The 26725-nt window shown below is 67.7% G+C and carries 23 protein-coding genes and 1 pseudogene; 11 read left to right on the forward strand and 13 right to left on the reverse strand.

Features of this window, described 5'->3' with window-relative positions:
* Nucleotides 1-75: 75 nt before the first annotated feature.
* The 4 genes and pseudogenes from ACHMXB_RS07425 to ACHMXB_RS07440 all read right to left on the reverse strand — a co-directional run bounded on the left by ACHMXB_RS07425 (nt 76) and on the right by ACHMXB_RS07440 (nt 3133).
* Entirely contained in the window at nt 76-306 is a 231-nt protein-coding gene (locus tag ACHMXB_RS07425; RefSeq protein ID WP_190243200.1) for a DUF6167 family protein, read from the reverse strand.
* An 18-nt stretch (nt 307-324) separates the two neighbouring features.
* Nucleotides 325-699 (reverse strand): DUF948 domain-containing protein, encoded by a 375-nt coding sequence (locus ACHMXB_RS07430; protein WP_111905421.1) that lies wholly within the window; start codon nt 697-699, stop codon nt 325-327.
* A 145-nt stretch (nt 700-844) separates the two neighbouring features.
* Nucleotides 845-1472, reverse strand: a pseudogene (rpsD, locus tag ACHMXB_RS07435) (30S ribosomal protein S4).
* A gap of 170 nt (nt 1473-1642) precedes the next feature.
* Nucleotides 1643-3133, reverse strand: a complete 1491-nt coding sequence (locus tag ACHMXB_RS07440) for a replication-associated recombination protein A (RefSeq protein WP_395404098.1) — start codon at nt 3131-3133, stop codon at nt 1643-1645.
* A 61-nt stretch (nt 3134-3194) separates the two neighbouring features.
* On the opposite strand from ACHMXB_RS07440, the gene ACHMXB_RS07445 reads away from it, so the two are divergent.
* Nucleotides 3195-3884, forward strand: coding sequence for an acVLRF1 family peptidyl-tRNA hydrolase (locus ACHMXB_RS07445; RefSeq protein WP_395404100.1), 690 nt, complete (start codon nt 3195-3197; stop codon nt 3882-3884).
* Between the two features lie 106 nt (nt 3885-3990).
* On the opposite strand, the gene ACHMXB_RS07450 is transcribed toward ACHMXB_RS07445, so the two are convergent.
* The 5 genes from ACHMXB_RS07450 to ACHMXB_RS07470 all read right to left on the reverse strand — a co-directional run bounded on the left by ACHMXB_RS07450 (nt 3991) and on the right by ACHMXB_RS07470 (nt 9668).
* Nucleotides 3991-4344: a 2Fe-2S iron-sulfur cluster-binding protein gene (locus ACHMXB_RS07450; protein WP_395404102.1), complete on the reverse strand. Its 354-nt coding sequence runs from the start codon at nt 4342-4344 to the stop codon at nt 3991-3993.
* 10 nt (nt 4345-4354) lie between these two features.
* On the reverse strand, nt 4355-5677 hold the full coding sequence (locus ACHMXB_RS07455; protein WP_395404104.1) for an NAD(P)/FAD-dependent oxidoreductase: 1323 nt from the start codon (nt 5675-5677) through the stop codon (nt 4355-4357).
* Nucleotides 5670-6974 carry a cytochrome P450 gene (locus ACHMXB_RS07460; RefSeq protein WP_395404106.1) on the reverse strand — a complete coding sequence of 435 codons (1305 nt, stop codon included), beginning with the start codon at nt 6972-6974 and terminating at the stop codon, nt 5670-5672. The genes ACHMXB_RS07455 and ACHMXB_RS07460 overlap by 8 nt, the downstream gene beginning before the upstream one ends.
* 160 nt (nt 6975-7134) lie before the next feature.
* Nucleotides 7135-7887, reverse strand: coding sequence for an IclR family transcriptional regulator (locus tag ACHMXB_RS07465; RefSeq protein WP_395404108.1), 753 nt, complete (start codon nt 7885-7887; stop codon nt 7135-7137).
* A gap of 20 nt (nt 7888-7907) precedes the next feature.
* Complete coding sequence (locus ACHMXB_RS07470; RefSeq protein WP_395404110.1) at nt 7908-9668, reverse strand: FAD-dependent oxidoreductase; 1761 nt, start codon at nt 9666-9668, stop codon at nt 7908-7910.
* A gap of 133 nt (nt 9669-9801) precedes the next feature.
* On the opposite strand from ACHMXB_RS07470, the gene ACHMXB_RS07475 reads away from it, so the two are divergent.
* From ACHMXB_RS07475 to ACHMXB_RS07500, 6 genes are all read left to right on the forward strand, one after another.
* Nucleotides 9802-10587, forward strand: coding sequence for an IclR family transcriptional regulator (locus tag ACHMXB_RS07475; protein ID WP_395404112.1), 786 nt, complete (start codon nt 9802-9804; stop codon nt 10585-10587).
* 105 nt (nt 10588-10692) lie between these two features.
* Entirely contained in the window at nt 10693-11454 is a 762-nt protein-coding gene (locus tag ACHMXB_RS07480) for an SDR family NAD(P)-dependent oxidoreductase (RefSeq protein WP_395404114.1), read from the forward strand.
* A 72-nt stretch (nt 11455-11526) separates the two neighbouring features.
* The gene (locus ACHMXB_RS07485) at nt 11527-13233 is read left to right on the forward strand and encodes an FAD-dependent oxidoreductase (protein ID WP_395404116.1); all 1707 of its coding nucleotides are present in this window, start codon (nt 11527-11529) and stop codon (nt 13231-13233) included.
* A gap of 1 nt (nt 13234) precedes the next feature.
* A complete protein-coding gene (locus tag ACHMXB_RS07490; protein ID WP_395404118.1) occupies nt 13235-13564 on the forward strand; it encodes a Dabb family protein in 330 nt (109 codons plus the stop codon).
* 10 nt (nt 13565-13574) lie between these two features.
* Nucleotides 13575-14999, forward strand: coding sequence for an MFS transporter (locus ACHMXB_RS07495; RefSeq protein ID WP_395404120.1), 1425 nt, complete (start codon nt 13575-13577; stop codon nt 14997-14999).
* A 10-nt stretch (nt 15000-15009) separates the two neighbouring features.
* Nucleotides 15010-15147, forward strand: coding sequence for a hypothetical protein (locus ACHMXB_RS07500; RefSeq protein ID WP_395404122.1), 138 nt, complete (start codon nt 15010-15012; stop codon nt 15145-15147).
* Nucleotides 15148-15249: 102 nt separating this feature from the next.
* Here the strand turns inward: ACHMXB_RS07500 and ACHMXB_RS07505 are convergent, their stop codons facing one another.
* On the reverse strand, nt 15250-16032 hold the full coding sequence (locus ACHMXB_RS07505) for a GNAT family N-acetyltransferase (RefSeq protein WP_395405175.1): 783 nt from the start codon (nt 16030-16032) through the stop codon (nt 15250-15252).
* Between the two features lie 141 nt (nt 16033-16173).
* Nucleotides 16174-17961 (reverse strand): aspartate--tRNA ligase, encoded by a 1788-nt coding sequence (gene aspS / locus ACHMXB_RS07510; protein WP_395404124.1) that lies wholly within the window; start codon nt 17959-17961, stop codon nt 16174-16176.
* Nucleotides 17962-18060: 99 nt separating this feature from the next.
* Here aspS and ACHMXB_RS07515 point away from each other — a divergent pair, with 99 nt between their 5' ends.
* The gene (locus ACHMXB_RS07515) at nt 18061-19344 is read left to right on the forward strand and encodes an APC family permease (RefSeq protein ID WP_395404126.1); all 1284 of its coding nucleotides are present in this window, start codon (nt 18061-18063) and stop codon (nt 19342-19344) included.
* Between the two features lie 51 nt (nt 19345-19395).
* Here ACHMXB_RS07515 and hisS read toward each other — a convergent pair whose 3' ends face one another.
* Entirely contained in the window at nt 19396-20751 is a 1356-nt protein-coding gene (hisS, locus tag ACHMXB_RS07520) for a histidine--tRNA ligase (protein ID WP_395404128.1), read from the reverse strand.
* Nucleotides 20752-21013: 262 nt separating this feature from the next.
* Between hisS and ACHMXB_RS07525 the strand changes: the two genes are divergently transcribed.
* The 3 genes from ACHMXB_RS07525 (at nt 21014) to ACHMXB_RS07535 (ending at nt 24412) form a co-directional block, all read left to right on the forward strand.
* Complete coding sequence (locus ACHMXB_RS07525; protein WP_395404130.1) at nt 21014-21832, forward strand: peptidylprolyl isomerase; 819 nt, start codon at nt 21014-21016, stop codon at nt 21830-21832.
* A 72-nt stretch (nt 21833-21904) separates the two neighbouring features.
* Nucleotides 21905-23587: a DUF349 domain-containing protein gene (locus ACHMXB_RS07530; RefSeq protein WP_395404132.1), complete on the forward strand. Its 1683-nt coding sequence runs from the start codon at nt 21905-21907 to the stop codon at nt 23585-23587.
* An 87-nt stretch (nt 23588-23674) separates the two neighbouring features.
* Complete coding sequence (locus tag ACHMXB_RS07535; protein ID WP_395404134.1) at nt 23675-24412, forward strand: hypothetical protein; 738 nt, start codon at nt 23675-23677, stop codon at nt 24410-24412.
* Here ACHMXB_RS07535 and ACHMXB_RS07540 read toward each other — a convergent pair.
* Nucleotides 24293-26686, reverse strand: a complete 2394-nt coding sequence (locus ACHMXB_RS07540; protein WP_395405177.1) for a RelA/SpoT family protein — start codon at nt 26684-26686, stop codon at nt 24293-24295. The two genes, ACHMXB_RS07535 and ACHMXB_RS07540, sit on opposite strands and share 120 nt — an antisense overlap.
* Nucleotides 26687-26725 lie beyond the last annotated feature (39 nt).

A 26725-nucleotide genomic window follows, 5' to 3' on the forward strand; every position in this document is an offset into this window, starting at 1 on the left:
CATGCTGGCGCGTGAGAGTTTGATTCAAAGGCAGTCCCGGTGTTGGACGGCACTGCAGGTTTAATTCTCGCGCGTTTAGCGCCGGGCGAGGTCCTGGGATTCAACACCCAGCGCGGAGCGAAGGTCCGTTTCCCGTTCGCGCATGCCGGCGCGGACGGCGTCGGCGAAGTCGTAGACGCCGTCGGCGAGCCGGCCCACGGCCCGGTTCAGGCCTTCGGGGCCGAGCGCGGACTGCGCCTCGGTGACCTTGCGGAACGCGATGACGCCGATGGCCACGCCAATTCCCATCCAGACAAGTCGTTTCATTTCAGTTCTCCGGTGGGCTTAGCGGCTGCGGCGGCCGGTGGCGGGCTTCTTGCGGGCGGCGAACGCGGAGCGGACGCCGTAGCTGAACGCGGCCACCTTGATCAGCGGCGAACCGACGGTCGCGGCCACGAGGGAGGACAGCGCGGAGATGTTGGCCGAAGCATCCGAAACGTTGGAGGCAATGCCGTCCACCTTCTTCAGCTGCTGGTTGGTGGTGGAGACCGTTGCGGTGACCTCGTCCATGAGCGGGGTGGCGCCGTCGCTGATGGAGCGGATGGATGTCCGGACCTCGTCGAACACCCGCCCCAGCTTGAGGATGGGCACAGCAAGCAACAGGACCAGGAGCGCAAATACCCCGGCCGCGATCAGGCCGGCAATATCGCCACCAGACATAGACGTTCATCTCCTTGAAACTCCGTGGAACCGTACCGGGGCGGGGCGGCCAAAAGTACTGCAGCCGCAAATGTCCCCCAAGTACCTTACATACAAAGAAGCCCGCGGCGCTTGCCACGGGCTTCTTTGGATACGCTGCCGGAATTTAGCGTGCGTAGAATTCGACGACGAGCTGCTCTTCGCAGGTCACGGGGACCTCGGAGCGCTTCGGGCGGCGAACCAGGCGGGCCTGCAGGGCGTCCAGCTTGACGTCCAGGTAAGCCGGAACGGCGGGCAGGACGTCGCGGTGGGCACCGGCTGCTGCAACCTGGAGCGGGACCATGGTCTCGCTGCGGCTGTGCACGTGGACGAGCTGGCCTTCGCCGACGCGGAACGACGGGCGGTCAACGCGGATGCCGTCAACCAGGATGTGGCGGTGCACAACCAGCTGGCGGGCCTGGGCGATGGTGCGGGCGAAGCCTGCACGCAGCACGAGGGCGTCGAGACGCATTTCGAGCAGTTCGATCAGGTTTTCACCGGTCAGGCCCTTGGTGCGGCGTGCTTCTTCGAAGGCACGGGTCATCTGGGCTTCGCGGATGCCGTACTGGGCGCGCAGACGCTGCTTTTCGCGCAGACGTACGGCGTAGTCGGAGTCCTGCTTCTTGCGGGCACGGCCATGCTCACCGGGGCCGTACGGACGGCGCTCCATGTACTTGGCGGCCTTGGGGGTCAGAGCGATGCCGAGTGCACGCGAAAAGGCGTGCGGTACGGCGAGCACGAGTGTTGTTAGCCACTTGTGTCCTTCCAATATCTGCGGTGTGTCAGTGTTACTGGCCTCCAAGATGGAGAGCATCGGCCAACCGCTGCCTTTTGCTACTGGGCACAGGCATAACCTCATCAAATAAGAAATTTGGTGGATTGTGCGTCCGCGCCTTGCCAGACAACGATCAAGCTTACCAGAACCTCACTGGCCCCGGATGATCTTCCGCAACCGCTCAAGCCGGACGGCTATGTCCCGCTCCGCGCCGTTCGCCGTGGGCTCGTAGTAGTCGCGGCCCACGAGGTCGTCCGGCGGATACTGCTGGGCGGCCACCGAATGCGGCGCATCGTGGGCGTACTTGTAGCCAACCCCGTGGCCGAGCTGTTTGGATCCGGGATAGTGCGCGTCGCGCAGGTGCGCCGGGATGCCGTTGCCCAGTCCCGCCCGCACGTCAGCGATGGCCTTGTTGATGCCCATGTAGGCGGCGTTGGACTTTGGCGCCGTGGCCAGGTGGACTACCGCCTCGGCGAGGACGATGCGCCCCTCGGGCATTCCGATGAGCTGCACGGCCTGCGCCGCGGCCACCGCGGTCTGCAGCGCGGTGGGATCCGCCATGCCCACGTCCTCCGCCGCCGAGATCACGATCCGCCGGGCCACGAAGCGCGGGTCCTCCCCCGCCTCCAGCATCCGTGCGAGGTAGTGCAGTGCCGCATCAACGTCGGACCCGCGGATGGACTTGATGAACGCGCTGGCCACGTCGTAGTGCTGGTCCCCGGCGCGGTCGTAGCGGACGGCTGCGGCGTCCAGGGCACGCTCGGTGTGCCGCAGTTCCACGGTGACCGGCTGATCTGGCATGCCTTCATCAGTGTCACCTTCCCCCGCACCGGAACTTCCGACGTCGTCCGCGTCACCGAAGGCAACGCCGGCGGCGGCCTCCAGCGCCGTCAGCGCCCGACGGGCGTCGCCGCCGGAAAGCCGGACGAGGTGTTCGAGTGCCTCGTCGCTGAGCCGGACATCATTGTTCAGCCCGCGGGGATCCTCAACGGCCCGCACCAGCAGGCCCTCGATGTCCGCGTCGGTGAGCGGCTTGAGCGTCAGGAGCAGGGAGCGGGACAGCAGCGGCGACACCACCGAAAACGACGGGTTCTCCGTTGTTGCCGCCACCAGCACCACCCAGCCCTTTTCGACGCCGGGCAGGAGCGCATCCTGCTGCGCCTTGTTGAAGCGGTGGATCTCGTCGAGGAACAGGACGGTGGTGGTCTTGTAGAGGTCACGGGCGGTCAGGGCGTCGTCCATGACGCGGCGGACATCCTTGACGCCGGCGGTGATGGCGGACAGTTCCACGAACTTGCGCCCGGGACCCCGCGCGATAACGTGGGCCAGCGTAGTCTTCCCGGTACCGGGCGGCCCCCACAGGATCAGCGAGCTGGGGCCTGCAGGACCGGCGGCTTCAGCACCGGCTGCCAGCTGCCGCAGCGGGGAACCCTGGCCCAGCAGATGCTGCTGTCCCACCACCTCGTCCACCGTGCGGGGACGCATCCGAACCGCCAGCGGGCCGCGCGGCTGGGTGGACCGGGACTGCGCGGAACGGGGTTGGGCGGTCCGGGACTGCGCGGTCCGGGACTGGTCCGCTTCGGCGGCGTCGTTGTCGCCGTCGTCGCTGTCCTGTGCCGCCGAACCAAAGAGATCATCCACATAGATAGGCTACTTCCAGAATCAGCAGGAAAAATCCGGCCACGAAAGCAGGGAATCGGGAATGCCAGCCAGCCGTCCGGAACGGGGACATGCAGCGCAGGGAGGTGCGGCGTCCATCAGGACCGCGTTCATCCCCGGCCCGCGCTTGGCCGGCTGGGTGGACCGGTTCGCCGCCAGCCACGGTGACCTTGGATACGAGGACCACGACGACGGCGTACGGCTGGCTGCCGCGGATGGCGCTACCGCGCTGCTGGTGGCACCGTGGCCCGACGACGGCCGGCCGGGGCGCGGATCCGGCCTCGTGGAGCGGCTGGCCTCCCTGGCGTCCCAGCCGCGCACGGTCGGCCTGCTGCTGGTCCGCCGCGGAGGATACGGAGTGGCCGTCGCCAGCGAGGGGGTCATCCTCGCCGCCAAGACCGGTTCCAAGTATGTGCAGTCCCGCACCGCAGCCGGCGGCCAGTCGCAGCAGCGGTTCGCCCGGCGCCGCGCCAACCAGGCGGATGCCATGGTGGAGGCGGTGGCGGAACAGGCACGGCTGATCTTTGGCGGCCAGGTCTTCGAGTACATCCTCCCGGGCGGTGACCGCAGCCTGGCCGACGAAGTCCTGGGTATGCCTGCCCTGAAGCCCTGGGCAGGCCTGCCCCGTTTGGCCTACCTCGATGTTGCCGATCCCCGGGCCGCCGTCCTGAAGAAGGCCGCGGCGGACGCCTGCGCGGTGCGGGTGACGGTGACGGACCCGCCTCCCCGGTAGCCGGCGCCCTGCTGTGGGAGAAGCGCCCGTTTCGACGGTTCCCCGCCCGTTAGACGATGCGCAACGTCGTGTGCGCAGGGAACCGTCGTATCGGCCGGGACGCGGGCTACTCTTCGGGTGCCAGTGTCACGGTGACCCCGTTAAGGTCGCGGCTGAAGCCCACCTGGCAGGAGAGCCGCGAGCCGCATTCCCGGTACCCCTCGGCCTCCACGAGGAGCTCGAGTTCGTCGTCGCTGCGCTCTTCCAGGGTATCGAAGACCTCCTGCTCCAGGAACACGTGGCAGGTGGCGCAGGAGGCGGTGCCGCCACAGGATGCCAGCACGGGCAGGTCGTTGTCCCGCAGGGCCTCCATCATGCTCTGGTCCGGCTCCCATTCAAGGTCATGGGCGGCGCCTTCACGGTCGACGACGGTCAGTACGTTGCTGCTCATGGCGGTGCTGCTCATGCTGGTGTTGCTCATGCCGGTTTCCTTAGGATCGGGCTGCCGCAAGGTCAGCGGCTGCATGGTCGTGGCTGGGTGCGCCGGAGGTGGCTTCGGCGAGAGGTATGGCGGGGTCCGCTGCGAGCACCGGGTCGATCCGGGCTCCCTGGGCGATCAGCCGCTTGGCCGTGCGGAACTCCGCCAGGTTGGCGATGGTGTCGACGGCGGCGAGGCGGCCGTCGCGGAGGTAGGCCACAGAGAATTTGCCGCCGGAGGGTTCGCCGCGGACGATCGTCTGGTCCTCCGGATGGCGGACACCCGCGGTCTGCAGCCGCACACCGTGCTGGACGGTCCAGAACCACGGAACTTCCGGTTCGGCGGCCGGTTGACCGGTGATGTGCGCGGCCACCCGGTCCGCCTGCGCCAGCGCGTTCTGGATGCACTCAAGCCGCTGGCTGGCGCCGTCGATGGGACTGGTGAACCGCGTGACGTCCCCGCTGGCGTAGATGGCGGGATCTGAGGTCCGGCCGTCCCCGTTCACGAGGATGCCGTCCCGGCACTCGATGCCGGCATCCGCGGCCAGCTCCTGGTTGGGCAGGACGCCGATGCCGGCGAGGACGACGTCGGCAGGAAAGGCGGTGCCGTCGGCAACGGTCACGCGCTCGGCGCGTTCCCCGCCGTCGATAGAGGTGACCGCGGCGCCGAAGACGAACCGGACCCCGTGCCGCCCGTGGAGCTGCTCAAAGTGGCGCGAAACGGGGGCCGATGTTACCCGGCTCATCACCCGCTCCTGGAATTCGAGCACCGTAACCTCACAGCCTTTCGCTGCCGCGGCCGCGGCCACCTCCAGGCCGATGTACCCGGCGCCGATGATGGCCACGCGGGCTCCCGGAACCAGCCGCATTTTGAGTTCGAGGGCGTCGTCCCGGGTCCGCAGGGACCGCACTCCCGGAAGACGCGCCCCCGGGACGGTAAGGGGCCGCGCCCGTGAACCCGTGGCGATGACCAGGCGGTGGTAGGCCCGACGCGTCCCGTCGGACAGCAGCACGGTCCGGCCGTCCCTGTCGATGGACTCCGCGGTGACCCCGGCAAGCCTGGCGATGCCCTTGTCCGCATAGAACTTCTCCTTGCGGAGCACGGCTGCCTCGTCCGGGGCGCCGTCCTTCAGGAGTTCCTTGGAGAGCGGCGGCCGTTCATAAGGCTGTCCGCTTTCGGAGTCGATCAGCAGAATGCCGCCGTCCCAGCCACGGGTGCGGAGCCCCGCGGCGACAGCAACACCGGAGTGGCCCGAGCCGACGATGACCACCGGGTTTTGAGCCAGCACCGGGTCCTGACCCGCTGCCGGCGCTTCTCTGTCTGCCCAGCTACTCATTGGTTTCCTCCAGAATTACGTGCAGGTGCTCCGGGCCCGAGTTGGTCAGGTTGTTGCCGCGCACATATTCGATCGGCTTGTCCGGATCCAGCGCCAGCGACGCCAGCTTTTCGGCGAGCAGCTTCACGGTGACCAGGACCTCAAGCCTGGCAAGCGGCGCGCCGAGGCAGCTGTGGACCCCGTGCCCGAAGCCGAGGTGGCCGTCGGTGTTGCGGTCGATGTCGAAGCGCTCGCCGTCGGGATACTTGCTGCTGTCGCGGTTCGCGGCGGCGGGCAGCAGCCGGACAATGGCGCCGGCGGGAATCGTCACGCCGGCAACCTCCACCTCCTCCGTGGTGATCCGGCTGGCCCGCTGGACGGTGCCGCGGTACCGGGCCAGTTCCTCGACGAACAGGTTCGCGTCATCCGGATTCCGGCGGATCCGCTCCAGCAGGTCCGGCTGTTCGCTGAACATCCGGAAGGCGTTGGCCAGCAGGATGGTGGTGGTGTCGTGCCCTGCCACGAACACGAAGGCGCAGAGTTCCTTGGCTTCCTTCTCGCTGAGCAGGCCTTCCTTCCACATCCGGGCGATGTGTCCGCCGACGGAGTCGCTGTCCTCGCGGTACAGGCGCTCCATGGTGTCTTTGAGATAGGCGAAGAACTCGAGGGTGCTTTGCTCGTCGGTGCCGGTGCCCTGGGCGTTGCGCGCCAGCCGGCCGAAGTAGCTGAAGGTCTCGTCCGACCAGAACTTCATCTTCTCAAAATCCTCAGCCGGAACGTCCAGCAGGGCGCTGATGGTGGACATGCTCAGCGGGATGGCGTAGTCGTCCACGGCGTCCCCGCCGCCTGCGGCGAGCATCGGCGCCAGGTACTTTTCGGCGTTCTCCCGCACCCGGTCCTCGAAGCGGGCGATGGCCTTGGGGATGAAGGCCTGTGCCACCACCTGGCGGAGCCTCGTGTGGCTGGGTGCGTCGAACAGCGTCAGGAAGGTCAGCGGGACCGGGTCCACAACCTGCGAGGAGAACACCTTCGGTGCCCGCATGGCCCGGCGGACGTCGTCGTACCTGGAGATGAACCACACATCCGATACCGGTGAATGGGCACGGAGCACCGGCGCGTTTTCGCGCATCCACCGGTAGTGGCGGTAGGGATCGCACTGGGTCCCGTCGTCCACCACCTTGAAGGGCGCCAGGCCCTCCGGCCAGTCAAGGTCGTGCGAATACGGCGGCAGTGCTGTCGGGAGCACCGTGGTCGGGGACACTGTGGTCGGGGACAGCGTGGAGACCGGGGTGGCTGCTGTCAGTGGGCAAGACATCATCGTCCTTCTTTCCGGTTGGCTTCGGCGTCATATGGTGTGATCCGCCTCTCACACCACAGTGCGGCATCCGCCACACCCGCCCCCACAGGTCTTCCGTTCATCGGTTGCGAAAGTCCGCCCGCTTTCACGACGGGCGGATTCAGCCGGCCCGGCACCACACCTAGGCGGCGTTCAGGGCGCGGGAGATCCCGTGCGCAGCGGTCAGCAGGGCGGGGACAATCAGCGGAACCGCCGCGTCCTGCCGCGGCACGATGGCGTTTAGCGCTGCAGCGACCGTGTTCCCGGGCCCGAAAACGGGGACGGCGATGCCCGTCCATTCGGTGACGCCGATGCCGGGCAGTGCCACGTAGCCCCGCTGCCTGATCTCGGCCAGGTGCCTGCGGATCAGCGCAGGGTCAGTGATGGTCTCGGGGGTCACGGCTTTCAGGGGCTTCGAGAGCACCCCGGCCTGGACTGCCGGCGGCGAGAACGCCAGCAGCACCAGGCCGGACGAGGCGGCGTGGATGGGCATCCGCTGCGCAATGTGGGCTGCGTCTAGGCCGGAGTGCGGCGAGGAGAGGCGCTCCACGTACAGCACCGTCCCGTGGTCCAGCACCGCCAGTGTGGTGTGCTGGTGGACCGCCGCCTGCACATCCTCCATGAACGGCAGCGCCAGCTCGCGGAGATTCAGCGCCCGGGAGCCCCGGGCGGCGAGCTCCCACATCCGCATCCCGGAGCACAGGTTTCCGTCCGGCAGCCGCTCGATCAGGCCGTGCTGGACCAGGTCGTCCACCAGCCGGTGCGCGGTGGTGAGCGGGAGACCGGCGCGGCGGGCGAGGCCGGAGAGCGTCATGGCCGGCAGGTCCCGGTCGAAGGCGCCCATGAGCCGTACCACGCGGCTGATGACAGATTCCCCCGAGGATGAGTTCGCCATGGCGGTCTCCGGCCCGGCGCCTAGCGGGGCACCGCGGTGGCTGGCCGCGACCCGGCGTGGTCCCCCGTCCGGTCCGAGTCGCGCTGCCCGGAAAGCCTGGCGATGTCACGTCCGGCACGGTAGCCGAACACCAGCGCCGGGCCGATGTGGGAGCCGTAGCCGGGGTACCCGCCGCCGAAGACGCTCACCGCGGCAGCGCCGACGGCCAGGAGCCCGGGAACCACCGACCCTTCGGCGCTGACCACCTCAGAGTTTTCGTTGACGCGGAGGCCGGCGAACGTGCCCAGATCGCCCATCTGGATCTTCGCCGCGTAGTACGGGCCCTTGCCAACTGGAGCGAGGTTCGGGTTCGGCTTGTGCTCGAGGTCGCCCCGGAAGTGGTTGTACTGGGTGGAGCCGCGGCCGAAGGCCGGATCCTCGCCGCGCTCAGCCGCCGGGTTGAATTCAGCGATGGTGGCTTCCAGTCCGGCGGCACCGATGCCGAGCTTTCCGGCCAGCTCGGCGAGGGTATTGCCCTTGACCAGGTAGCCGGTCCGGTAGAAGTAGCCACGGGGCATCGGCCAGGGTTTGGCGTAGCCGATGCCATATTTATGCATCGTTTTGGCGTCGCCGATCACGTAGCCGAAGGTACCGTTCTCGTCCTTGTTGTGCCCGATCATGGCTCCGCCGAAGTCGTGGTAGCTCAGGGCCTCGTTGCCGAAGCGCCTGCCGTGGCGGTCGACGGCGATCAGGCCGGGCAGGCCGATGGCCCGCAGGTGCGGAAAGAGCCGCTGTTCGCCGCTGAGATATTTGAACACCGTCACCGGGGCCCAGGAACCAACACTGAACACGGAATCGTCGATGTAGCCGCCGGCGTCCATCGCAAGTGTTGCGGCGTCGCCGCCGTGACCCACGGTGGGCGTGAAGTGGTCGTCACCGCCCGCGTCGTGCGGGAAATATCGCTGCCGCAGTTCCCGGTTTCCGGAGAAACCGCCGGCCGCGAGGATGACGCCGGCCCGCACGGTGACAGTGACAGCCCGCTCTCCGCCGATGACCGCACCGGTGACGGTCCCGGCGTCGTCCCTGGTGAGGGACAGCGCCGGCGCGGACGTCCACAAACGGACGCCCAGGTCGTCCGCGCTCTTGACCATCCGGGTCATCAGAGCGTTGCCGTTGGAGCGCAGGACCGGGCGCTTGTAGCGGGCGGCGTCCGCCCAGGTGCGCAGCAGCTTTTTGGCGACGTAGACAAAGGATTTGACCGACTGGTTCACGTGGAAGAACTCGTTGATGTCCGGCCCCACCTGCGGCATGTAGCCAAAGACTGTGTAGGAACTCATGTATGGCTGCATCAGGAGCCGCTTGTCGCCCAGCACGCGTGCGTCCACGTCCTGCGGCAGGATGGCCCGGCCGGACAGCTTCGCCCCGGGCAGGTCCATCTGGTAGTCCGGAGCTTTCTCCGGGTAGGTGAATTTCACGTCGGTTTCGGTTTCGAAGAAGGAGATCGCCTCCGGGACTGTGTCCAGGAAGCTCCGGACCCCTGCCTCGTTGAAGGTCTCGGGCGCCAGGTTCTTCAGGTAGGTCTCGGCGTCCTCGCGGGTATCGCCCTGCGCCACGCCCTGCTTATTGCCCGGGACCCAGGCCCAGCCCGCCGAAATGGCGGTGGTCCCGCCAAAGTACTGTTCCTTTTCGGCGACGATCACGCTCAATCCCTGCGAGGCCGCCTTCAACGCCGCGGCCATCCCGGCCACGCCCGAGCCGATGACGAGGACGTCACAGACCGCCGTCTTTGCGGTTTCTGTCATGGTTCCTGCTCCGTTCTGCCTGCGGGCCACTCCGTTGCGGCGGCAGGCGTTAACTGACAAACCCCCAGTAGACCCGGGGGCACGGCCGCCCGGGAGGAGGATTACCATTGAGCGGGAATCGACAGGAGGAACAGTGGCCAACTCCGCATCCGGCGAGTCGATCATCGGCCGGTTCGTGAAAATCGTAAGCGCCTTCGATGACCGGCACCCCGCCATGAGCGTTGCCGAGCTCGGGCGCCGCACCGGCCTGCCGGTCACCACCACCTACCGCCTGGTCAACGACCTGCTGCTGGAGCGGCTGCTGGAACGCGAGCCCGGCGGGGACATCCACATCGGCACGCGGATGTGGGAGCTGGCATCGCGCGGCTCGAAGATGCTCGGTTTGCGCGAAGCTGCCCTGCCGTTCATGGAGGACGTCCAAGCCGTCGTGCAACACTCCACCACACTGGGCATCCTGGACTCCGACGAGGTGCTGTACATCGAGCGGCTCGGCTCGGACAAGACCATCGTGGACATCACCAAGATCGCCGGCCGGCTGCCGGTCCACGCCACGTCCTCGGGACTGGTGCTGCTGGCGCACTCCCCCGCCGCGTACCAGAACTCCTTCCTGGCCCGGCCCCTGACCAAATTCACCGAGACCACGCTGACCGAGCCGGCCGCGCTCCGGCGCCACCTGGCCGAGATCCGGCAGCGCGGTTTCGCTGCCATGCCCGGCGTGATCGTGCCCGAGTCCAGCGGCATCGCCGTGCCGGTGTTCGGACCAGACAACACCGTCCGCGCCGCGCTCAGTGTGGTGGTGCCGCGCAACGAGGAGAATGCGCCAGCCCGGGTGCCCGTCCTGATGGCGGCGGCGCGCGGGATCTCGCGGGCTCTGGGCTGGCACGGCGAGCTGAAGGGAACGCTCCGGCAAAGCCACTAGAGGTGCTTTTGCCGTTCATCGGCAATCGTGTGGTTGCCCTCACAGGTCCCCTGCCACGCTGGCTGGGAAGCAGCGACGAGGCTGCAGGATCACGAGGAGCACCACATGAATCCCATCCAGAACCGCGTGGCCGGAAAGACCGCCATTGTCACCGGAGGCCGCGGAGACCTGGGCAGCGCCACCGCCGCCCTCCTCGCCGAACACGGCGCGAAGGTCGCCAGCCTGGACGTTGCCGGCATTCCGGCCGCCGCTGCCCACGAAAACATCAGTGAGTACGACGTCGATGTCACCAGCGAGGCCAGCGTCGCCGAGGCCATCCGCCGGGTCCGTGACGAACTGGGCACCCCGGACGTCCTGGTCAACGCCGCCGGCATCATCGGGCCGGCAGGCGCCTCCCACACCGCCTCGACGGCCGATTTCGACACGATTTTCAACGTCAACGTCAAGGGCGTCTGGCTGATGACCAAGCACGTGGTGCCCGGCATGATCGAAAAAGGCGCCGGCAGCATCGTCAACTTCTCCTCCATCCACGGCCTCACCGGCGGCCGGAACGTGCCGCTCTACCATGCCACGAAGGGCGCCGTGCGGCTCCTGAGCAAGTCGGACGCCGCGGCCTACGGCGGCTACGGCATCCGGGTGAACTCCATCCATCCCGGATCCATGAACACCCGGATGAGCCGCCGCTCTGCGGAGCAGTCGGACATCGGTCCCGAGGCGTACTACAAGCAGCTGGTGGGCTCCAATCCGCTGCCCCGGCAGGGCGAACCTGACGAGATCGCCTACGGCGTTCTTTACCTGGCCTCGGACGAGTCACGCTTCACCACGGGCTCCGAACTGGTCATCGACGGCGGCTACACGGCTGTATGACCCCGCCCCGCCTACCCGCCGGCACCTCGCTGCGGCAGCACCCATCATCTTCCTCTTGAAAGGCAACACCCCATGAAATTCGTCAACGGCACCTCCGCGGACACCTACGACGTCGTCGTCGTCGGTTCCGGTGCGGGGGCACTCACCGCGGCGGCCACCGCCGCCCGTGCCGGCAAGTCCGTCGTCGTCCTCGAAAAGAGCGATCTGCTGGGCGGAACCTCGGCCGTGTCCGGCGGCATGCTGTGGGTGGCGGACAACCACCACGCGCGGCAGGCCGGGATCACCGATTCCAAGGCCGCGGCCGCGGAGTATGTCCGCGCCGTCGCCCGCGGCAGGGGGCGGGAGGAACTGCTCGACGCAGCGCTGAACTACGGCGACCAGATGCTCCGCTTCGTCGAGGAGGAGTGCGGCGTCCGCTTCATCTTCCTGGACAACTTTCCCGACTACCGGCAGGATCTCCCGGGTGCCATGACGGGCGGACGCACCGTGGAACCCGAGCTGTTCAACAGCGCCGAAGCCCTGGGCGGCCTCCGGAAGCATGTGCGTAGTGACGGGCGCGCCCCGTTCACGATGCAGGAATACGAGGAGTGGGGCGCCTTCACCAAGTTCCCGTGGGACGAACTGGCCGGCCGGCAGAACGACGGCCTGGTTGCCAAGGGGCAGGCGCTGGTTTCCATGCTGCTCGCCAGCCTGGTCCGCGACGGGGCCGCCCTCGTCACGGGGGCACGCGGGCACCGCCTGCTCACCGACGGCCTGCCCAACGACGGCGGCCGGGTGACAGGCGTCGAACTCGAAACCGGCGAAGTGTTCCATGCCCGCGACGGGGTGGTGCTCGCGACCGGCGGCTTCGAATGGGACAAGGCCCTGGCCGACTCCATGCTCGCGTCCCGGCTGTACACGATGTGCTCGCCGCCCTCGAACACCGGCGACGGGTTGCGGATGTCGCAGCGAATCGGCGGCCAGACCCGCGGCACGCGCGAAGCCTGGTGGGCGCCGATGTCCGTCACCGGCGACACCCGCGACGGCCAGCCGGTGGGCACCCTGCTCCGGTTCGAACGGCAGGGCCCGGGGTCCATCATGGTGAACCGGCACGGCCGCCGCTTCGCCAACGAGTCGCAGAACTACAACGACCTCGCCCGCAGCCTGCAGTCCTGGGACTCCGCCGCCAACCGCACGCTGAACACCCCGGCTCACGTGATCGTGGACCACGGCTACCTGGAGCGCTACGGCATCCTCGCCCACCGCGCCGGCCAGCAGACGCCGGACTACCTGATCGAGGCGCCCACCCTGGCTGAACTCGCCGCGAAGATCAACGTTCCCGCGGAAAACCTGGAAGCCACCGTGGCCCGGTTCAACGGATTCGCGGCGCGGGGCGAGGACCCCGACTTCGGCCGCGGCGAAAGCGCCTACGACAAGTACTGGGGCGACGCCGACTGCCCGTGGCCGAACCCGTCCCTGGGTCCGCTCGAATCCGGGCCCTACTATGCGCTGGAGGTGGTGAACGGCGCCTTCGGCACCAACGGCGGCGTGGCCACCGACGGATCAGCCCGCGTGCTCGACGTCGACAACCACCCCATCCCGGGCCTGTTCGCCGCCGGCAACACCACGGAAAACGCCTATGCGGCTGGCTACCCCGGCGCCGGCGCTACCCTCGGCCCCATTATGACCATGGGGTACCTCGCCGGCCGCACCCTTGCCGGCCAGTCCCCGGAGTGCCGGTCCCCAGAGGACCAGGCCGCCCCGTCACCGGTGGCCGAGCTTGTCGAGGCGGGTGCCTGAAATGATCCGCCACACCGTGCTCTTCGAGTTCAAGCCCGGCTTCCCGCCGGCCGACCGGCAGGCCTGGATTGACGGGCTCAACAACATGGCCGGAAAGATCCCCGGCCTGCTCAGCCTTAGCCACGGCCCGGACGTCCTCAAGACCGAGCGCTCCTTCGACTACGCCATAGTGGCCGACTTTGAAAGCGTCGAGGACATCGCCGTCTACAACACGCACCCCCTCCACGAGCCGCTGAAGGCGTACTCGTTCCCCAACAGCCGGCAGATCCTCGCGGTGGACTTCCACCTCCCGGACACCGCGCCGGCGCCCATTGAGACAACGCAGTCTTAAGGAGATTCCAGTGAGCACTACCCCATCACCGCAGGTACCGCTGCCGGCTTCGCGCCAGATTTCCCAGCAGTCCCCGCGGAAGACCCCGCGCAAGGCAGCCCTCGCCTCCTTCCTCGGCAGCACGCTGGAGTACTACGACTTCTTCATCTACGGCACGGCCGCCGCGCTGGTGTTCCCCCACCTGTTCTTCCCCTCCGCGGACCCGGCCATCGGTCTGATCGGCGCCTTCGCCACCTTCGGCGTCGCGTACGTGGCCAGGCCTGTTGGCGGGATGGTGATGGGCCACTTCGGGGACAAGCTGGGCCGCAAGAAGATCCTGCTGCTGACGCTCGGCATCATGGGCCTGGCGTCCCTCGGCATCGGCTTCCTGCCCACCTATGAGCAGTTGGGCGTTTGGGCCCCCATCCTGCTGGTGGCGGGCCGGCTGGCGCAGGGCTTCTCCGCCGGCGCGGAATCGGCGGGCGCCTCCACCCTGACGCTGGAGCACTCGCCCGAAGGCAGGCGCGGGTTCTTCACCAGCTTCGTGATGACGGGGTACGCCTCCGGTATGGTGCTGGCCACCCTGGTCTTCATCCCGGTCACGTCACTGCCCCGGGAGGCCATGATGAGCTGGGGCTGGCGCATCCCGTTCTGGCTCTCCATCGTGGTCCTGGCCATCGCCTACTGGGTCCGCACGCACCTGGATGAGACACCGGTCTTCGAGGATGCCCAGGAACGCCGGCAGGTGGCCCCGATGCCCATCAAGGAAGTGCTACGCTTCCAGGCCGCGGATGTGCTGCGCGTGGCGGGAATGTCCATCATGTCCGTGATGCAGACCATTTTCACGGTCTTCGGACTGGCCTACGCCACGTCCGGCGCCGGATTTGACCGGGCGTCCATCCTCACTGTGAACGCCGTGGCCATAGGCCTGTCCATGTTCGCCATGCCGCTGGCGGCCAGGCTGTCCGACCGGATCGGCCGCCGCCCGCTCCTGCTGACCGCCGCGATCGGCTGCTCCGCCACGATCTTCCTCTACTTCCTGGCTCTCTCCTCCGGCAGCATCGTGCTGGTGTTCCTCGCCGCGTTCCTGAACATGACGGTGCTGTACTCGGGCTTCAATGGCATCTGGCCGGCGTTCTTCGCCGAACAGTTCGCGGCGCCCGTCCGGTACTCCGGGATGGCGCTGGGGAACCAGTTCGGCCTGGTCCTCGCCGGCTTTGGCCCGATGATCGCCGGGATGCTGCTGGCTCCCGGAGTCTGGGGCTGGGTGCCGGTGGCCGTCTTCGGCACCGTCTGCATGCTCATTGCGGCAGGATGCGCGTTCTGGTCCAGGGAGACTGCGGCCACGCCCATTGCGGAGCTCGGAGGGCCATACCTGGAAGGCACCGCACGACGGCGGCAGGCCGAAGCAGCAGGGCAAACACCGCCGCGGCAGCCGTCCGTCGATGCACGCTAACCTGCGCGCCATGAACGCCCACCACAACGAAGCCGCCGACGCGTCCGCCTCCGAGCCTGCGCTTGCGGCACCCTCACAAACGGTCGAGCCCGGCGAACTCACCACCGCCCCGTGGATGGGCCTGCACTATCTGCCCGAAGGCCCGTAGCACCCCGCAGCTTCCGCTCCGTTTCGACGATTCCCTGCCCGCACGACGTTGCGCAACGTCGTGTGCGCGGCGAACCGTCGTATCGGCGCGCGGAGGCACGGCTCAGCAGCCGGTCAGGGCCCGCCGCGGCCGCTCCTGCCGGTAGCAATAGCGGGACACCTCACGGAACCCTGCCCGGGAGTAGAGCTTCCTGGCAACGGAGTTCGAAGCCATCACCAGCAGCCAGTAGCCGGCCAGCCCCCGCTCCCCACCCGCACGGACCAGGGCCTGCTGAACCCGGGTGGCGTAGCCGCGGCGCCGGGCATCGGGCCGCGTGGCCATGCAGTACAGCCCGCCCCAGCTGCCTGCGGCGCCGCAATCAGCAGTCCCGCCAGAATCAGCTGCCCCGCCGGGAACAACAGCAAGGCGTCCGACGGCGGCCGGCCCGCCGTCGTCGTCCCTCGCCAGGGCGTACAGCGCCGGGCAGCCGGTAAGGATCTCACGGGCAGTCTCCAGCTCCGCGGCGCCGCCGCGGCCGTCCACGGACCACCACAGTTCCAGCCACTCCGCCGAAGGATGCTCGGAAATTTCGACGCCGGCACTTGCCGGAAGGCCGTCGTGCGGCTCCGCAGGACGGGACATGACCAGTGTTTCGGACTGCCTGGTGTAACCCAGGCTGTCCAGCACGGCATTCAGCGGGGCAGCGCCGTCGTGGTCGAAGATCTGATAGATCACCGGCAGCCGCCGGAGCCGGTACCAGGACGCCGCGTCCCGGACAGCTGCCGCGGCGTCTGCGGCAGGCACCCGCGGCCAGACCGAATTCGCCCGCTGCGTTACACCACCGGCGGCGCGCAGCACCCATTCTCCGGTGTCGCGACGTTCGGGCGCGGGCCAGGCGGCATCCATCAACGCCTCAAGACCGGACAACACTTCCACGCGGGCATCCTCCATCCGCCGCAGCCGTACAGGGCATCTGTGCCGTAAAGAGCGAGAGCTCCCCGTTTCCGGGGAGCTCTCGCTGCGTTCAGCCAGCCAGCTTTGTTGAAACTAGTCGGCCTTCTTCTCTTCGGGCTTCTTGGCCTCGGGCTTGAAGTCGACGCCGGCCTCCTTGCGCTGCTGCCCGGTGATGGGCGCCGGCGCGTCGGTCAAGGGGTCGTGCCCGCCGCCGGACTTCGGGAAAGCGATGACGTCGCGGATCGAGTCCACGCCTGCCAGCAGAGCCACCACACGGTCCCAGCCGAAGGCGATGCCGCCGTGCGGCGGGGCGCCGTACTTGAAGCCCTCCAGCAGGAAGCCGAACTTCGTCTGGGCATCGGCCTTGTCCAGGCCCATAAGCTCAAAGACGCGCTCCTGCACTTCGCGTTCGTGGATACGGATGGATCCGCCGCCGATCTCGTTGCCGTTGCAGACGATGTCGTAGGCGTAGGACAGCGCGGACTCCGGGTCCTGGTCAAAGCTGTCCAGGAATTCCGGCTTCGGCGAGGTGAAGGCGTGGTGCACGGCGGTCCACTTGCCTGCGCCGACGGCCACATCGCCCGACGCCACCGCGGCAGCGGCGGGTTCGAACATGGGGGCGTCAACCACCCAGCAGAAAGCCCAGGCGCTGGGGTCGATCAGGCCGGTGCGGTGACCGATCTCAACGCGGGCAGCGCCCAGCAGCGCGCGGGACGGGGTCTTCTCGCCGGCTGCGAAGAAGATGCAGTCACCGGGCTTGGCGCCCACGGCGTCGGCCAGGCCGGCGCGTTCGGTCTCGGTGAGGTTCTTGGCGACGGGACCCGCGAGCTCGCCGTCCTCCTTGTAGAGGACGTAGGCGAGGCCCTTGGCGCCGCGCTGCTTGGCCCACTCCTGCCAGGCATCGAGTGCACGGCGGGCCTGCGAGGCACCGCCGGGCATGACGACGGCGCCGACGTAGGGAGCCTTGAAGACGCCGAAGTTGGTGTCCTTGAAGAACTCGGTCAGCTCGGTCAGCTCCTGGCCGAGCCGCAGGTCGGGCTTGTCAGACCCGAACCGGGCCATGGCGTCTGCGTAGGTGATGCGCTCGATCGGCGTCGGGATTTCGACGTCGATCAGGTTCCAGACAGCCTTGACGATGTTCTCGCCGAGCCGGATGATGTCGTCCTGCTCGACGAAGCTTGCCTCGATGTCCAGCTGGGTGAACTCCGGCTGGCGGTCCGCGCGGAAGTCCTCATCGCGGTAGCAGCGGGCGATCTGGTAGTACTTCTCGAAGCCGCCCACCTGAAGAAGCTGCTTGAACAGCTGCGGGGACTGCGGCAGCGCGTACCAGGAACCCGGCGCCAGGCGGGCGGGGACCAGGAAGTCACGGGCGCCTTCCGGCGTCGAACGCGTCAGGGTCGGCGTCTCGATTTCGACGAAGCCCTCGTCGTGCAGCAGGTCACGGGCCACGCGGTTGGCCTCGGACCGGAGGCGGATGTTGCGGCTGGGGCCCGGGCGGCGCAGGTCCAGGTATCGGTGCTTGAGCCGGGCTTCCTCCCCCACTTCCACGTGCTCGTCGATCTGGAAGGGCAGCGCGTCGGCGGTGTTGAGGATGACCACCTTGTCCGCCATGACCTCCACCTCGCCCGTGGCCAGGGCAGCGTTCTCGTTGCCTTCCGGGCGCTTGGAGACCGTGCCGGTCACCTGGAGCACGTATTCGTTGCGCAGTCCGTGGAAGACCTCTTCCTCACGGACCACCACCTGCGCCACGCCCGAGGCGTCACGCAGATCGACGAATGCGACACCACCGTGATCACGACGGCGGCCAACCCAGCCTGCCAGGGTTACGGTTTGTCCAATGTGCTCGGAACGAAGGGATCCGAGGTCATGTGTGCGCAGCACAGCATTCCTTTCAGAAGGAAGACAGAATGAAGTTTAAAGACGATCGTTGCGGAAACGATCCCGTCCGAGTTTACCCGTTTGAAAGGTTCCCGCCCCGCCATGACCAAGCACCAGCAGCTGCAACGAAGGCTGGGTGTGGCCGACGCAACAGCGATCGGCCTCGGATCCATGCTCGGCGCCGGCGTTTTTGTCGTTTTCGCGCCGGCGGCCCGGCTGGCCGGAGAGCTGCTGCTCGTGGCCATAGCGCTGGCCGGCGCCGTGGCGTACTGCAACGCCGTCGCCTCAGCCCAGCTCGCAGCAAAGTATCCGGAAAGCGGCGGCACCTACGTCTACGGCAGGAAGCAACTTGGCGAATGGCCCGGTTTCCTAGCAGGCTGGGGTTTCGTCACCGGCAAGTCGGCCTCGTGTGCGGCCATGGCCCTGACCTTCGGCCAGTACGTTGCGCCCGGATACGCCACGCCCGTGGCCATCGCAGCCGTCGCCGCACTGACCGGAGTGAACCTGCTGGGCATCACCCGGACCGCTTTCCTGACCCGCATCCTGCTGGCCGTGGTCCTGGCCACTCTGGCGTTTGTGGCTGCGGCGAGCATTGTGGGGCCGCATGTTACCGACGGCGGGACAGCTTCCGGCGCGGCCTCCGGACAGGTGGGCGGCGGCTGGGGCATCCTGCCCGCCGCAGGCCTGGTGTTCTTCGCCTTTGCCGGGTACGCCCGCATCGCCACGCTCGGCGAGGAGGTGAAGGACCCGGCGCGGGTCATTCCGCGCGCAGTCCTCGGAGCCCTGGCCGGCGCCCTGGTCATCTACCTGATGCTGGGGGCGCTGCTCCTGGCTCATCTTCCGGTAAATATGCTTGCCGCCTCCACGGCGCCGCTCCTCGACGCCGTCGAACAGTCCAGCCTGGCCGCCGGGGCACCCGTGGTCCAGGCAGGGGCCGCCGCAGCCTCACTCGGTGCACTGCTGGCCCTCATCACCGGGGTGGGACGCACGGCCATGGCCATGGCCCGCGAACGCGACCTCCCCGGTCCCCTGGCCCGGCTGGGCGGGCGCCATCCGGTGCCGGTGACCGCCGAACTGGCCGTGGCCGCCGTCGTCGTCCTGCTGTTGCTGACCACCGATGTGCTGACGGTGGTCGGCTTTTCCAGCTTTGGCGTCCTGCTGTATTACGCCGTGACAAACGCCGCCGCCTTCACGCTCCGGGACCGGCCCCGGCACGCGCCGAAATGGCTCAACGCCGCCGGGGTTGCCGGGTGCATGGTCCTCGCGTTCACCCTGCCGGCTGCCTCGGTAGTCGGCATGGGGGCCGTCATGGCCGCCGGACTCGCCGGGCGCGCGACCGTCCTTGCGTTCCGGAAGAGACCGTTCTGGAAGGAACGGCTGCGCTGATCCGGGGCCGGCCCAGGAAACGCTGGCTCAGGAAAGCCGGCGCGGCGGTGATCAGCTTGCCGGCGCGGCCGTAACCTGGACGCGGATGTCGTCATTCGACGGCGTCCACGTCGCGGGATCGGCGTCGACCTGCTCGCCGGAGCGGATGTCCTTCACCTGGTGCTTGCCGTCCTCGTCCGTGAACCAGACGAAGGGAATGCCGCGCCGGTCCGCGAACTTGATCTGCTTGCCGAACTTCTCGGCCTTGGCGGCCACTTCGGCGGGGATGCCGCGGCTGCGCAGCTCCGTGGCCACGTCCTGTGCTTCGCCCCAGCTCTCGTCCGAGGTGAGCGCCACGAACACTGCCGTGGGCACGGAACGGGAGGCCTTGGCCAGGTCCTGGCTGAGGATGCGCGAGACGAGCCGGGTCACGCCAATGGACAGCCCGACGCCGGGGAACTTCCGGTTTCCCTTGCTCGCCAGGGCGTCGTAGCGGCCGCCGGAGCAGATCGACCCGAGCTGTTCGTGGCCCACCAGGACGGTCTCCACGACGGTTCCCGTGTAGTAGTCCAGTCCGCGCGCGATGCTCAGGTCCGCGACAACCTTGCCCGGAACCCGCTTCACGGCAGCCTCGATCACCTGTTCGAGTTCGTTCAGGCCCTCCTCAAGGAGGTCGTTGCTGACCCCCAGCGAACGGACCTGCGCCACGAAGGACGTGTCCTCGGTCTTGATGCCGGCAAGCTTCAGCGCCGCCTGGGCCTGCTCGTCGGTAGCGCCCAGCTCGGACTTGAGCAGCCCGGCCACCTTCTCCGGGCCGATCTTCTCGAGCTTGTCGATGCTGCGCAGCACCCCGGCGGTGTCGGTCAGGCCGATGCCGCGGTAAAAGCCCTCGGCGAGCTTCCTGTTGTTGATGCGCAGCCGGAACTCCGGAATCGGAAGCGCGCCCAGCGCCTCCGCGATGACCAGGGCGATCTCGACGTCGTAGCGGAAGGGCAGCTCGCCGTCGCCCACCACGTCAATGTCAGCCTGGGTGAACTCGCGGGCGCGGCCTTCCTGCGGGCGTTCCCCGCGCCAGACCTTCTGGATCTGGTAACGGCGGAACGGGAAGGCCAGGTAGCCGGCATTTTCCACCACGTACCGGGCGAACGGCACCGTGAGGTCAAAGTGCAGGGCAAGGGCGTGCGGATCGTGCTTGCCCTTCCCGGCTTCCTCCCCCTCGTCGTCCTGGAGCCGGCTCAGCCCGTACACCTCTTTGTCGATCTCGCCCTTGCGGAGCAGCTGGCCCACGGTTTCCACGGCGCGGGTCTCAATGGAAGAGAAGCCGTGCAGTTCGAAGGTGCGGCGCAGCGAGTCCAGGACATGCTGCTCCACCAACCGCTCCTCGGGAAGCCACTCGGGGAATCCGGACAGGGAGGCGGTGCGTGCCATGGTGGAGTTTCTCCTCAGGTAAACGAAGGCCGGGGCCGCTGCGCCTTGTTCCGCGTCGACATGTGAACCAAACGGCGGCGGCAGCGGCGGGAGTCCAGCCTGTTCTGCATAAACTTGTGTGCGGCAGTCAGTTTATGCTTTCGGCGCCTGCATCTCTAATGCGGAGGCCGGGCGCTGGCGGGCTGCCGCAGCGCAATCTGCAGCCGGGGATGCCTTCAGGGGCTAGCCCGGTCCGGCGGTGACGATCAATGAGGAGGACCCCGTGGCGGCCAGTCCACGCGAAACACGCGAAGCCAAAAGGCGCATCCAGCAGATGGAGGCCAAACGCGAGCTTCGCCGTGACCAGGAGAAGCGCCGCAAGCGGGACAACCTGGTAGCGGGAGGTGCGGGGGCCGCAGCGGTGATACTCGCCGTCGTGCTTCAACTGACGGTGTTTGCCGGGAACCCGACCGAGGCGGAAGTCGCCGCCGCAGAGGCGGACCTGGCGACGCCGTCCGCACCGGCATCCCCCGACGCCACTCCGTCAGCGTCCAAGACGAATGCTGCGAACATCCCCAAGCCCGCGACGGCGGCCGGCAAGACGTTTACTGGCGAACTGAAGCTGAACAGGGGCACGCTGGGCGTGCAGCTGGACGGCACCAAGGCCCCACAGGCGGCCGCGGTGTTCAAGTCCCTGGCCGACCAGGGCTACTACAAGGGCGTCAGCTGCCACCGCCTCACCACCGGCGAGAACTTCGGCGTCCTGCAGTGCGGCTCCAAGAGCGGCGATGGCCAGGGCGACCCCAACTACACCTGGGGGCCGCTGGAGAACACGCCGGCAGACAACAAATATCCCGCCGGCACCATTGCGGTGGCCCGTACAGGCAATAACGCCTACGGCAACGGCACGCAGTTCTTCATCGTCTACAAGGACACGGCCATTCCGGCCGACTCCGCCGGCGGCTACACCATCGTGGGCAAGGTGACCTCCGGCCTGGACACCGTCACCAAGATTGCGGCCGCAGGTCTTAAGACGGGCGAAAACGACACGGACGGCGCACCTGCGGAACCAGTCACGATAGACTCATTTTCTCTGAAGTAGGAACCTTGTGGCACCAGCGGCCACGGGCGACCTATGAATGAGTATCTTCCTCCAAGCGAAAGACTTTTAGCGGTGACAGACAGTCAGAAATCCGACGAAACAGCAGCCGAAGTGACCGAGGTCCAGGCTTCCCCCGAGACCGTGGATGGAGCACAGTCCGTGGAAGCGGCCGAGCCCGTGCAGGCGGCGCAGCCCGAGGAGGCGGTACGGCCGGAGCAGGTGGCCGAGCCCGAGGATGCGGCGCAGCCAGAAGCCACGCAGGAAAGCCCGGAGCCAGAGGCAGTGCAGGAGGACGCCGCCCCGGCGGAGGACGCTGCCCCGGCCGACGCCGTGGCCAGCCCCCAGCCGGAGGTTGAGCAGGAAAAGCCGGCAGCCAGCCCCGCACCGTCACCGCGTCCGACACCGGCACCGCGGCCCGCGCCGACGCCCGCCGCCTTTGCCGCCCGGCCCAAGGCAGGTCCGGCCGCCACAGCGGCTCCGGTGCAGGCACCGCCGTCCACCTCGCTGGCCGAAGCCGCGCGCTGGGGACGTGTTGAGGGCGACGGCCACGTCTTCCTCACCATCGACGGCGAAGAGCACCCGGTAGGTCAGTACCCGGACGTCAGCAACGACGAGGCACTTGCCTACTTCGCGCGGAAGTATGACGACATCGTCGCCCAGATTGTCCTGCTGGAACAGCGCGTGGCCTCGAAGGCCCCCACCACTGACATGCAGAAGACCGTGACGCACCTGCGGGAGCAGCTCGCCGAACGGAACATGGTGGGCGACATCCGATCCGCGGAGAGCCGGCTGGACACGCTGTCCACCCAGATCACCGAGCTGGAGAAGGCCGAAAAGGCGCAGCACGACGCCGTACGTGCCGCCGAACTGGCCGCCCGTGAAGCCATCGTGGCGGAGGCGGAGGCCATCTCCGGAACCGATCCGGCCCAGGTTCAGTGGAAGACGTCCAGCGCACGCATGAACGAGCTGTTCGAAAGCTGGAAGACCGCGCAGAAGAGCGGGGTACGGCTGGGCCGCAGCAACGAGGACGCCCTGTGGAAGCGGTTCCGCGCCGCCCGGACCGTCTTCGACCGGCACCGCCGCGCCTACTTCTCCCAGCTGGACAGCAACAACTCGGCGGCGAAGTCCGCCAAGGAGAAGCTGATTGCCGAGGCCGAGGCCCTGTCGACGTCCACCGACTGGGGCTTCGCCGCCGGAGAATACCGCCGGCTGATGGACGAGTGGAAGGCATCACCGCGCGCCAGCCGCAAGGATGACGATGCACTGTGGGCCCGGTTCCGCGCCGCACAGGACGTCTTCTTCAGCTCCCGCCAGGCCGCCAACGACGAGATCGACCAGGAATACGCCGCAAACCTGGTGGTCAAGGAGGCGCTCCTTCAGGAGGCATCCGGCATCCTTCCGGTCAAGGACATCGCCGCCGCCAAGAAGGCCCTGCAGTCCATCCACGACCGCTGGGAAGAAGCAGGCAAGGTCCCGCGTGCGGACATGGGCCGGATCGAAGCCGGCCTCCGCCGGATCGAGGATGCAGTCCGCCAGGCCGAGGACGAGAAGTGGCAGCGCTCCAACCCGGAGACCAAGGCCCGCACCAACAGCGCCTTGAGCCAGCTCGAATCCGCCATCGCCGGCCTGAAGGATGACCTGGCCGAGGCAGAGAAGAAGGGCGACCAGCGCAAGATCAAGGCCGCCCGGGAAGCCCTGGAAGCGCGCCAGGCCTGGCTGGACCAGATCCAGCGTTCGGCGAGCGAGCTCTCCTAGGCAACAGCCTTACAGGCCCCGCCCCGGTTATCCACATAACCGGGGCGGGGCCTTACCCGTTAAGGCCGCGTCCGGCAGGATGACGGAATGGCACCGCTCTCCCAGCCCCCTCTTTTCTCGCGGACACAGGGTGATTCCCCGCCCGCCGACTCCCCCGCACAACTGCTGGAGCTCTATTCGCCGGGGCTGCCGTTCACCTGGCCGGAACTCCAGTCCATGGCGTCCGACGGCGTGCTCACGCAGCTCTATCAGCACGGCTACACCGTTCCCGGGACTGCGGCCTCCCCGCAGCTGCGGGCACGTGCCGCGGCCCACGGGGTGCCGGCACCGGTGCGGCGGCGCGTAGTGGCGGGGCGGATGACGGCGGCCTGGATTTACGGGTGCGCCCGTGAGCCGGACCGGTTGGCCTTACTGGTGGACGCCAAACGCCGCATCTCGAGCCTTCGCTCTACCCGCGGCTGCACGCTCCACGAGGTCCGGCTCGGACCGTTCGACGTCGTCAGCCTGGGCGGCCTGATGGTCTCGAGTCCGCTCAGGACGGCACTGGACATCGCCTTGCATGTGGAGGCCGAAAGGGCAGTTCCTGCCCTGCGGCTGCTCCTGGAGAAGCCCGAACTTGATGTCAGGCTCCGGCTCCTGGTGCTGGCGGTCGAGGCGATGCCACGGCTGCCGTACAAGAACGCAGCCCTGGAGAAGCTGTCGCTGTTAGCTTCTCCGGTGGTTGCCCGTGGTCCGGTAGACGTCGAACACCCCGTCGATCCTCCGCACAGCACTGAGCACGTGGCTAAGGTACTTGGGGTCGCCCATCTCGAAGGCAAACTTTGAGATGGCCACGCGGTCCGTGGACGTGTGGACACTGGCCGCCAAGATGTTTACGTGGTTCTCCGAGAGTATCCGCGTCACGTCGGAGAGGAGCGACTTGCGGTCCAGCGCCTCCACCTGGATTTCCACCAGGAAGACGCTTGACTGCGTTGGCGCCCAGTCCACGTCCACGATCCGGTCAGGCTGGTCCTTGAGGCCGGCGACGTTGGTGCAGTCCGTGCGGTGCACCGATACGCCCGAGCCGCGCGTGACGAAGCCAAGGATCGGGTCCGGCGGCACGGGGGTGCAGCAGCGGGCCAGTTTCACCCAGACGTCGCCAACGCCGCGGACCACCACACCGGAATCCGAGAACCGGGCCTTGCTGACCTGGGTGGGGATGCTTACTTCAGTGAGGTCGTCATCCGGTGTTTCGTTCCCGCCGAGCATCTCGACGAGCTTCTCCATAACGTGCTGCGCCGAGGTGTGCCCGTCGCCCACGCCCGCGTAGAGGCCCGAGATGTCGACGTACTTGAATTCCTCTGCCACGGCAGCCAGGGCGTCGTGGGTCATGAGGCGCTGCAGCGGCAGGTTCTGCTTCCGCATGGCCCGGGTCAGCAGCTCCTTGCCGCGGTCAATGGCCTCTTCGCGGCGTTCCTTGCTGAACCACTGCCGGATCTTGTTGCGTGCCCGGGCGCTCTTGACGAAGTGCTGCCAGTCCTGGCTTGGGCCGGCGCCCTCGGCTTTCGAGGTGAAGATCTCCACCCAGTCGCCGTGGTTCAGCTCGCTGTTGAGCGGCACGAGCTTGCCGTTGACGCGCGCTCCGATCGTGCGGTGGCCCACCTCGGTGTGCACGGCGTAGGCGAAGTCCACCGGCGTGGACCCGGCGGGCAGCGCCATGACCTCGCCCTTGGGGGTGAACACGAACACTTCGCGTGCGTTGATCTCGAACCGCAGGGAGTCGAGGAATTCGCCGGGATCGGAGGTCTCCTGCTGCCAGTCGACGAGGGAGCGGAGCCAGCCCATGTCGCCGTCCCGGGGGCTGCCGGGCCCCGTGGCGGTTCGGTTCGGCTGGTCCTTGTACTTCCAGTGCGCGGCCACGCCGTACTCGGCGCGGCGGTGCATCTCGTGCGTCCGGATCTGGATTTCAACCGGCTTGCCGCCCGGGCCGATCACCGTGGTGTGGAGGGACTGGTACATGTTGAACTTCGGCATCGCGATGTAGTCCTTGAACCGGCCAGGCAGCGGGTTCCAGCGCGAATGCAGGGTCCCCAGGGCGGCGTAACAGTCGCGGACCGAGTCCACCAGGACCCGGACACCCATGAGGTCGTTGATGTCGTCGAAGTCCTTGTCCCGGACGATCATCTTTTGGTAAATCGAGTAATAGTGCTTGGGCCGGCCGGTGATGGTGGCCTTGATCCTGGCGGTGCGCAGATCGTCGGCGATCTGGTTCCGGATCACGCTGAGGCTCTTTTCGCGCTCCGGCGTGCGGTCTCCCACCATGCGGACGATTTCCTCGTACACCTTGGGATACAGCGCCGCGAAGGACAGGTCCTCGAGCTCCCACTTGATCGTGTTCATGCCGAGCCGGTGCGCCAGCGGTGCAAAGATTTCCAGGGTTTCCCGGGCTTTGCGCGCCGAGGACTCGGCGGAGACGAACCGCCAGGTGCGGGCGTTGTGCAGCCTGTCCGCAAGTTTGATCATCAGGACGCGGATGTCCTTGGCCATGGCCACGACCATCTTGCGGACGGTCTCGGACTGGGCTGCCTCGCCGAAACTGACCTTGTCCAGCTTGGTGACGCCGTCAACCAGCATGGCGACTTCGGGGCCGAAGTCGGCCCGGAGGTCCTCAAGGGTGTAGGGCGTGTCTTCCACGGTGTCGTGGAGCAGCGCAGCCGCCAGCGTGGTTCCGCTGAGTCCTAGCTCGGCAAGGATCGTCGCGACGGCAACGGGATGGGTGATGTAAGGGTCACCGCTCTTGCGCTTCTGCCCGCGGTGGCTTTGCTCCGCCACCACAAACGCACGCTGAATGAGGTCGAAGTCTTCCTTGGGGTTGTTCGCCCTGACGGTCCGCAGCAGCGGTTCCAGGATGGGTGAGTAGGTCGCCGTGCTCCGGCCCGTCAGCCGTGCCAGGCGGGACCTCGTGCGCTCACGCCGGCCCGGGAAAGTGGGCCGGACGCCGGAGTTGTCCACCGGCACGCCCGGCGCCGGGCGCCCGGCAGCCACCAGACCAGTCTGCTGTCCCTGGCCCGGACCGTTGCCTCCGGCAGCCGTTGGCGCCGACGTCGAACCCTCTTCCAATGAAGTACCCCTCACGACCCGTTTAATTATCCCAGTGTA

The organism is Arthrobacter sp. UC242_113 (assembly GCF_044054585.1).
In the GTDB taxonomy this organism is placed as follows: domain Bacteria; phylum Actinomycetota; class Actinomycetes; order Actinomycetales; family Micrococcaceae; genus Arthrobacter.